Origin of the sequence: Colwellia sp. C1TZA3 (genome assembly GCF_007954265.1) — a bacterium.
Lineage (GTDB): Bacteria > Pseudomonadota > Gammaproteobacteria > Enterobacterales > Alteromonadaceae > Cognaticolwellia.
The window spans coordinates 1-5931 of sequence record NZ_VOLS01000100.1 but is presented as its reverse complement, the minus strand read 5'-3'; the positions used below and the strand labels follow the sequence as shown (position 1 = coordinate 5931).

Annotated in this window: 6 protein-coding genes; 5 read left to right on the top strand and 1 reads right to left on the bottom strand. The window is 37.4% G+C overall.

Features of this window, described 5'->3' with window-relative positions; genetic code table 11:
• Window positions 1–202: 202 nt before the first annotated feature.
• The 5 genes from ESZ39_RS16950 to ESZ39_RS16935 all read left to right on the top strand — a co-directional run bounded on the left by ESZ39_RS16950 (window position 203) and on the right by ESZ39_RS16935 (window position 4054).
• Window positions 203–742 carry a hypothetical protein gene (locus ESZ39_RS16950; RefSeq protein WP_146881103.1) on the top strand — a complete coding sequence of 180 codons (540 nt, stop codon included), beginning with the start codon at window positions 203–205 and terminating at the stop codon, window positions 740–742.
• A 1199-nt stretch (window positions 743–1941) separates the two neighbouring features.
• Window positions 1942–3069 (top strand): aminotransferase class V-fold PLP-dependent enzyme, encoded by a 1128-nt coding sequence (locus ESZ39_RS16945; protein ID WP_146881102.1) that lies wholly within the window; start codon window positions 1942–1944, stop codon window positions 3067–3069.
• 250 nt (window positions 3070–3319) lie between these two features.
• Complete coding sequence (locus ESZ39_RS17890; protein ID WP_191321834.1) at window positions 3320–3466, top strand: hypothetical protein; 147 nt, start codon at window positions 3320–3322, stop codon at window positions 3464–3466.
• Window positions 3467–3474: 8 nt separating this feature from the next.
• Window positions 3475–3759, top strand: a complete 285-nt coding sequence (locus tag ESZ39_RS16940) for a hypothetical protein (RefSeq protein ID WP_146881101.1) — start codon at window positions 3475–3477, stop codon at window positions 3757–3759.
• Window positions 3760–3799: 40 nt separating this feature from the next.
• A complete protein-coding gene (locus ESZ39_RS16935) occupies window positions 3800–4054 on the top strand; it encodes a sensor histidine kinase (protein WP_146881100.1) in 255 nt (84 codons plus the stop codon).
• Window positions 4055–4170: 116 nt separating this feature from the next.
• On the opposite strand, the gene ESZ39_RS16930 is transcribed toward ESZ39_RS16935, so the two are convergent.
• The gene (locus ESZ39_RS16930; RefSeq protein ID WP_146881099.1) at window positions 4171–5427 is read right to left on the bottom strand and encodes a lytic murein transglycosylase; all 1257 of its coding nucleotides are present in this window, start codon (window positions 5425–5427) and stop codon (window positions 4171–4173) included.
• Between the last annotated feature and the right edge of the window lie 504 nt (window positions 5428–5931).

The window sequence follows — 5931 nt, the reverse complement described above, 5'->3', positions numbered from 1 at the left end:
GATCTTGTTGTGCGCAGGAAAAATAACTCAAGGTAAGGCGCTCGATTGAGCAATAGCTGGCTATTGGGATTGAGAGCAACACAGCCTTGAGCTATTTTAACTAGTACAAGTGAGCAATAACTTAATGGGATTGGTATTACTTCAACTTTTAGGCCCCGATCCCCAAAAAGGTCTCCAAAATAAATAGCAAATGGATATTATTATGATGAAAAAATTATTAGTAAGTGTGGCTTTATTATCTATATCTATTTTTTCTGCTTTAGCAGTGGGAAAAACTAATGATGCAGTAACATACGATGTTAAACGTGGTTTTGCAGAAACATTTTTTGTATCTCAAACTGAGCAATTAGGTAAGTTTAGAGTGGTGTTAAAGCCTATTAGAGGATCAGATTTTGACCGTGATCAATTGATTTTAAAAGGTATTAGTAAAGGATTTTTAAATGCTGATTTTACAATCAATCACACCTTTGTTAACAAAGAGCGCACCGGTGTCTTATATACAGCAAATGACACTATTACGATGGTTTATGCTGGTGACCCAACTTGTGAAAACGGTGCAGGTAAAATACCTTTTGAAGTTGAAGAAACATTACATATAGTCGCTGGCACAGGCATTTATGTTGGCGTCGAACCAGGTAGTTTTATTGTGTTAAAGGGGGTAATAAATAACTGTCCATCTCTAGCTGAATTTGGTCAAAATAATTTTGATGTAGTGGGAGGCTCTGTAACAATCACGCAGTAACTTTCAAAAGCTTGATTATAATAAGGGAGGATACTCACCTTGAAGTGCATAGTCACTAAGCAGTCATTGCCAACTCTATGTTCAGCCATTAATTTGGCTGACGTTTTGTAATTTAACTTCTTTCTTGGCCTATCGTTGAGCTCTACGAGCATATTTTAAACTTCTAATTTTTATCTCTTTATTTACTCCTACTCCGCAAATTATGTTTTACTATCTATCGTCTTTAAAGCAATTTATGGTCTTTAGTACAAGTTGCTTTTTAAAGTTTTAGTACGTAAATTGAGCCAGTATTACAAAGAAATAACCTAACTATCAATTTAACTATCAACCTCATTATCAATTCAGCCTGCTTATATAACGCTTTACCTTTTCAGTTTGATAAATATACCCCTGCACCGAATATCTATGGTTAAAATAACTAATTACTGTAATTTGATTTCACGCTAGTTGCAGTGTTTTCTGTTTGTGATTTTGTGATGTGAACACTTTGAGATTTGCTGTTTATAACTATGACTTGAAAAATAACGATATTAACAATGGCAAAGTTTTTTTCATAGAAACCATATAAACATCATGATGGTGATGGAAAAGCTTACGTTGATTTTTTTGGGAGAAAAATCAACAAATACAAAATGTAAATTTGTCACTAATTAACTAGCACACCCAGAGTTAATCGTTCTAAGCTCTTAGGGGCAGGCGTAATGTTTTACCAATAGCTCTGCTACTATTGAATTCATTAACTTTTAATGAAGCAACACTTACTATTTGAATCCAAGTTTTTTAATCGGCATAAAAAATAATATTTTAAGAAAATTAGAAACAAGTAATGAACCAACCAAAATAAACATTAGTTATTTTAATTTGTTAACAAGTGCTTTTACTGTTGCGGCGTAAAGATGCTTTTATCGCTTTTCTCATTATGCATAGTTAGTTGTGATGGCGGTGGTGAAACGGGTATTACGTTAACAGTAAAAGAGCATCAATGGGGTCAGAGTCATTGATAATTTATGTCTTAAATCGTTAACTCTGACCCCATTGATATTGCCCCCATTAATACAGCCACAGCTGTTGTAAATTTTAGAAGGGTGTCCAGTTGTTTTATATGTGTTTTTCTAATACTAACTTTCTGTGAAATGCATTGATCGCTGGCACAATATACGGCAATATCATGCTATAAATAGTTACTAAGAGACCCTGAAATGCCTGGATTATTACCCGATATTGACCCTGATGGATTATTAGAATACTCCGTTGTTTACACCGATCGCTCTTTGAACCATATGTCTGGTTCATTCCAGCAGGTTATGCAAGATATCTCCGCTGACTTAAAATCTGTTTACCACGCCCATAGCGCTATCGTCGTTCCTGGTAGTGGCACCTTTGGTATGGAAGCCGTTGCTCGTCAATTTGGGCGTAACAAAAAAGTCTTGGTCGTTCGTAATGGTTGGTTCAGCTATCGCTGGAGCCAAATTTTTGAGATGGGCGATATCCCTAGCAGTGAAGTCGTATTAAAAGCACAACAAACTAGCGATGACACCCAAGCGTCATTTGCTCCGCCGCCGATAGCCGAAGTAGTCGCCACTATTTTAGCTGAAGCACCTGATGTGGTATTTGCACCACATGTAGAAACCTCGGCCGGTATCATGCTACCTAATGATTATATCCAAGCGATGGCACAAGCCGTGCACCAAGTGGGTGGTATTATGGTGCTCGATTGTATTGCTTCAGGCACTATTTGGGTAGATATGCAAGCAACCGGTGTCGATGTGTTGATTAGTGCGCCACAAAAAGGCTGGAGTGCTTCACCATGCTGTGGCTTAGTTATGCTCAGTGAATTGGCTCGGCAACAGATTGAGTCGACCACCAGTGATAGTTTTGCTTGCGATTTGAAAAAATGGCTACAGATCATGGAAACCTATGAAAATGGCGGTCATGCTTATCACGCGACTATGCCAACTGATGGCTTGACGCGTTTTAGAGATATAATGCAAGAAACCAAAGCCTATGGTTTTGACAAAGTATACCAAGAACAACTCGAGCTAGGTCAACGTGTTCGTGCATTGCTTAGCCAACATGGCATTAATAGTGTCGCCGCTGAAGGCTTTACTGCTCCCGGTGTGATCGTAAGCTTTACCACGGATGATGAATTTCAAAATGGCAAAAAATTTGCTGCTGTTGGTTTACAGATTGCCGCTGGCGTTCCATTGCAAGTAGGTGAGCGTGCTGACTTTAAAACTTTCCGTATTGGCTTATTTGGTTTAGAAAAACTGCATAATATTGACCGGACTGTTGCGCAACTAGAACAAGCGCTGACACGTATCTTGTAATATGAACTTTTGGGGTTTGCCATGTATTTATCCATGGTATAGATGGCAAACCGTCCAGCACTTTGGGTTTAACCTTGAATAAAGTCAGCTAGAGAAATTATCTAATACCAGTTCCATTAAGTTTGTGATCTTGTTGTGCGCAGGAAAAATAACTCAAGGTAAGGCGCTCGATTGAGCAATAGCTGGCTATTGGGAGTGAGAGCAACACAGCCTTGAGCTATTTTAACTAGTACAAGTGAGCAATAACTTAATGGGATTGGTATTACGCGTCTCTCGACAAAAAATAGACAAAAAAGATAGTGACTCTTCAGACATACTATTTTTCATTGGTATTACCCATGAAACCATTGTGGATAAAATGAAAATTCTGCAGCACACGAGCTTCGCACTCCTTTAGCCAGTGTAATGGGCTTTAGTGAACTGTTAACTATTTGTGATTATGGTCCAGAAAAAACCAAAAAAATGGCGGTAAGTACCAATAAACAACCAATACGTTTTAAGCAAATAGTTGATGACCTAATCGATGTTGTCAGTATAGAAAATAAAACGCTAGGCATGCTTAATATGGTGCAAGACACCTTGAAGATAACGCTAACCGAACTCTGCGAAGAATTGTTTGGCAGTGAAAATTTTCATAGCATTGATTTACAGCAACCAAAGTATTGGCCTCTTATTGAATCATTGTTATAAATACTCTCCAAATAGCCCAATTGTCAACGTTTCTACCAAGATGAAAGTAACAGAAGAAACATCAGAGTTTGGCGTGATTATTGAAAATAGTGGCATAGGAATGACAGCAGAACAGTTATCTCATGTAGGTAAGCGATTTTACAAGGTTGATACTTCTGGAAGTATACCGGGCACAGGATTAGGCATCAGCTTAGTTAAAGAACTTATAAATATGCACAACGGACGATTAGCAATAGCAAACACCATTGGACAAGGCACAATCGTAACGCTTTGGCTGTCTAATATAATCAGTTGATGGATTGAATTCCGACCTACAAAATACAATAACTAAACGCGGCCTTTTATTTTGTTTACTGCGCTTTATCTGGCCTCAGTTAAGCTTTATCTAACTTTTTTGATTGATGCTTGGCGTTAAGACTCAGCTTTATTGATCACTAACGTAATGGTTGAAAAAAGCTCTTTATTTGGATATCCATCAGCAATCAGTTGATGTTGTAGCTGAAATGAGCGAATAGCATCTCTACTTTTGGGTCCCCATATACCATCGGGTTTACCTGTTTCAAAGCCTAAGCTATTGAGCTGGCTTTGGAGGTCTTTCATCTGTACAACACTAAAGGGTTTGATCTGAGTTTGTGTTTGGTTAAAAAATTCGATGCCTTTAGCGCCAACTAATTTATTGGCGAGTATACCGACTGACAGCGCATAACTTTTTGAAAGGTTCCAGGTCATAATGACATTAAAATTAGGGTAAAGTAAAAAGGCAGGCCCTTTATGGCCTGAGGGTAAATAAAGCTCAGCCTGAATATCATAAGCCGGTAAGTCTTGTTCGTTGGTTTGTTGAACGCCTAACTGCTGAAAATAATTAAGCGGGTAATATTGATCAAAAGCGACTTGATCAAAGGCAAAGTTTTTCGGTAATTTAACTTCTCTGCCCCAACGCTCTTTCGATTGCCAACCTATTTTACTTAAGTAATTAGCCGCTGTGGTTAAAGCGTCAACCTCGCTTTGCCAAACATCGACTTTGCCATCATTGTCACCATCAACCGCATATTTTAACAACGCAGTTGGCATAAATTGCATATGACCCATAGCACCGGCCCAAGAGCCTTTTAGTTGCTCAACAGAGACCTGCTTGCTTTCTATTAAGGTGAACAAGTTTAGTAACTCTAGGGTGAAAAACTCACTACGGCGTTGATCACACGCTAAGGTTGCTAAGGCATTCAGCACTGACATTTTACCTTTATGTTTGCCAAAAACAGTTTCTAAGCCCCAAAAAGACACTAAATATTGGCGAGGAATACCGTATTTATTTTCTAATTGATCAAACAACGCTTTGTTATTTTTTAACTTTTCCTTACCTACGCGAAGATGGTAAGCACTAACTCTGGCTCTAATATATTGCTCAAAGGTTTGTGTAAATTCGGGTTGTTTTTTATCTAAAGCAATGACTCGTTTAATGACGGAAATATTATCAATAACCGTTTCAGTTATATAAGTAGAATATCCTGCAGTCTCAGCACGTTGAGCTAAATTAACTTTGCACTGAAGAAAATTTTCATCGGCAATCGTTGCATTGGCAAGCATAGGGAAAAATAGACAGATGATGATTAATCTTTGGTAATGAAAAAAATTAACACCCTGTTTAATCATATATTTTGATGAGTTCATGAATGAAGCTTCCTTAGCTGAAAGTGAAATGGAAAATAAAAGTAGAACTAAAATTGAGTCATATAATACCATTGTTATATTTTACATTGATAATAATCTTTCAATCATCGTTAGATTGAAAAAATAAATATAATTCTTTAAACAACTATCAACATCACAAAAATATTGCTGAAGGTTATGACTGAGCTGGCCGCTTTAAGTGTCGCTGCTTTTAATACCAATTTCATTAATGAGGTGTTCTACTTTATACGTAGGAAAAACGACCAAATATAAGGCATTTATTTTAATAACTTATTGCGCTAATGATTAAATAAATAACGCAGTAGTGGGTTGTTTTAACCAGTAAAAATGATCAGATAATTAGTGAGATTGCTATAATACCAATCCCATTAAGTTATTGCTCACTTGTACTAGTTAAAATAGCTCAAGGCTGTGTTGCTCTCACTCCCAATAGCCAGCTATTGCTCAATCGAGCGCCTTACCTTGAGTTATTTTTCCTGCGCA

Bases quoted from the DNA above. Each gene is read 5' to 3' on its own strand.
- ESZ39_RS16950 (WP_146881103.1), top strand. From the start codon at position 203: ATGATGAAAAAATTATTAGTAAGTGTGGCTTTATTATCTATATCTATT.
- ESZ39_RS16945 (WP_146881102.1), top strand. From the start codon at position 1,942: ATGCCTGGATTATTACCCGATATTGACCCTGATGGATTATTAGAATAC.
- ESZ39_RS17890 (WP_191321834.1), top strand. From the start codon at position 3,320: ATGGGATTGGTATTACGCGTCTCTCGACAAAAAATAGACAAAAAAGAT.
- ESZ39_RS16940 (WP_146881101.1), top strand. From the start codon at position 3,475: ATGGGCTTTAGTGAACTGTTAACTATTTGTGATTATGGTCCAGAAAAA.
- ESZ39_RS16935 (WP_146881100.1), top strand. From the start codon at position 3,800: ATGAAAGTAACAGAAGAAACATCAGAGTTTGGCGTGATTATTGAAAAT.
- ESZ39_RS16930 (WP_146881099.1), bottom strand. From the start codon at position 5,427: ATGAACTCATCAAAATATATGATTAAACAGGGTGTTAATTTTTTTCAT.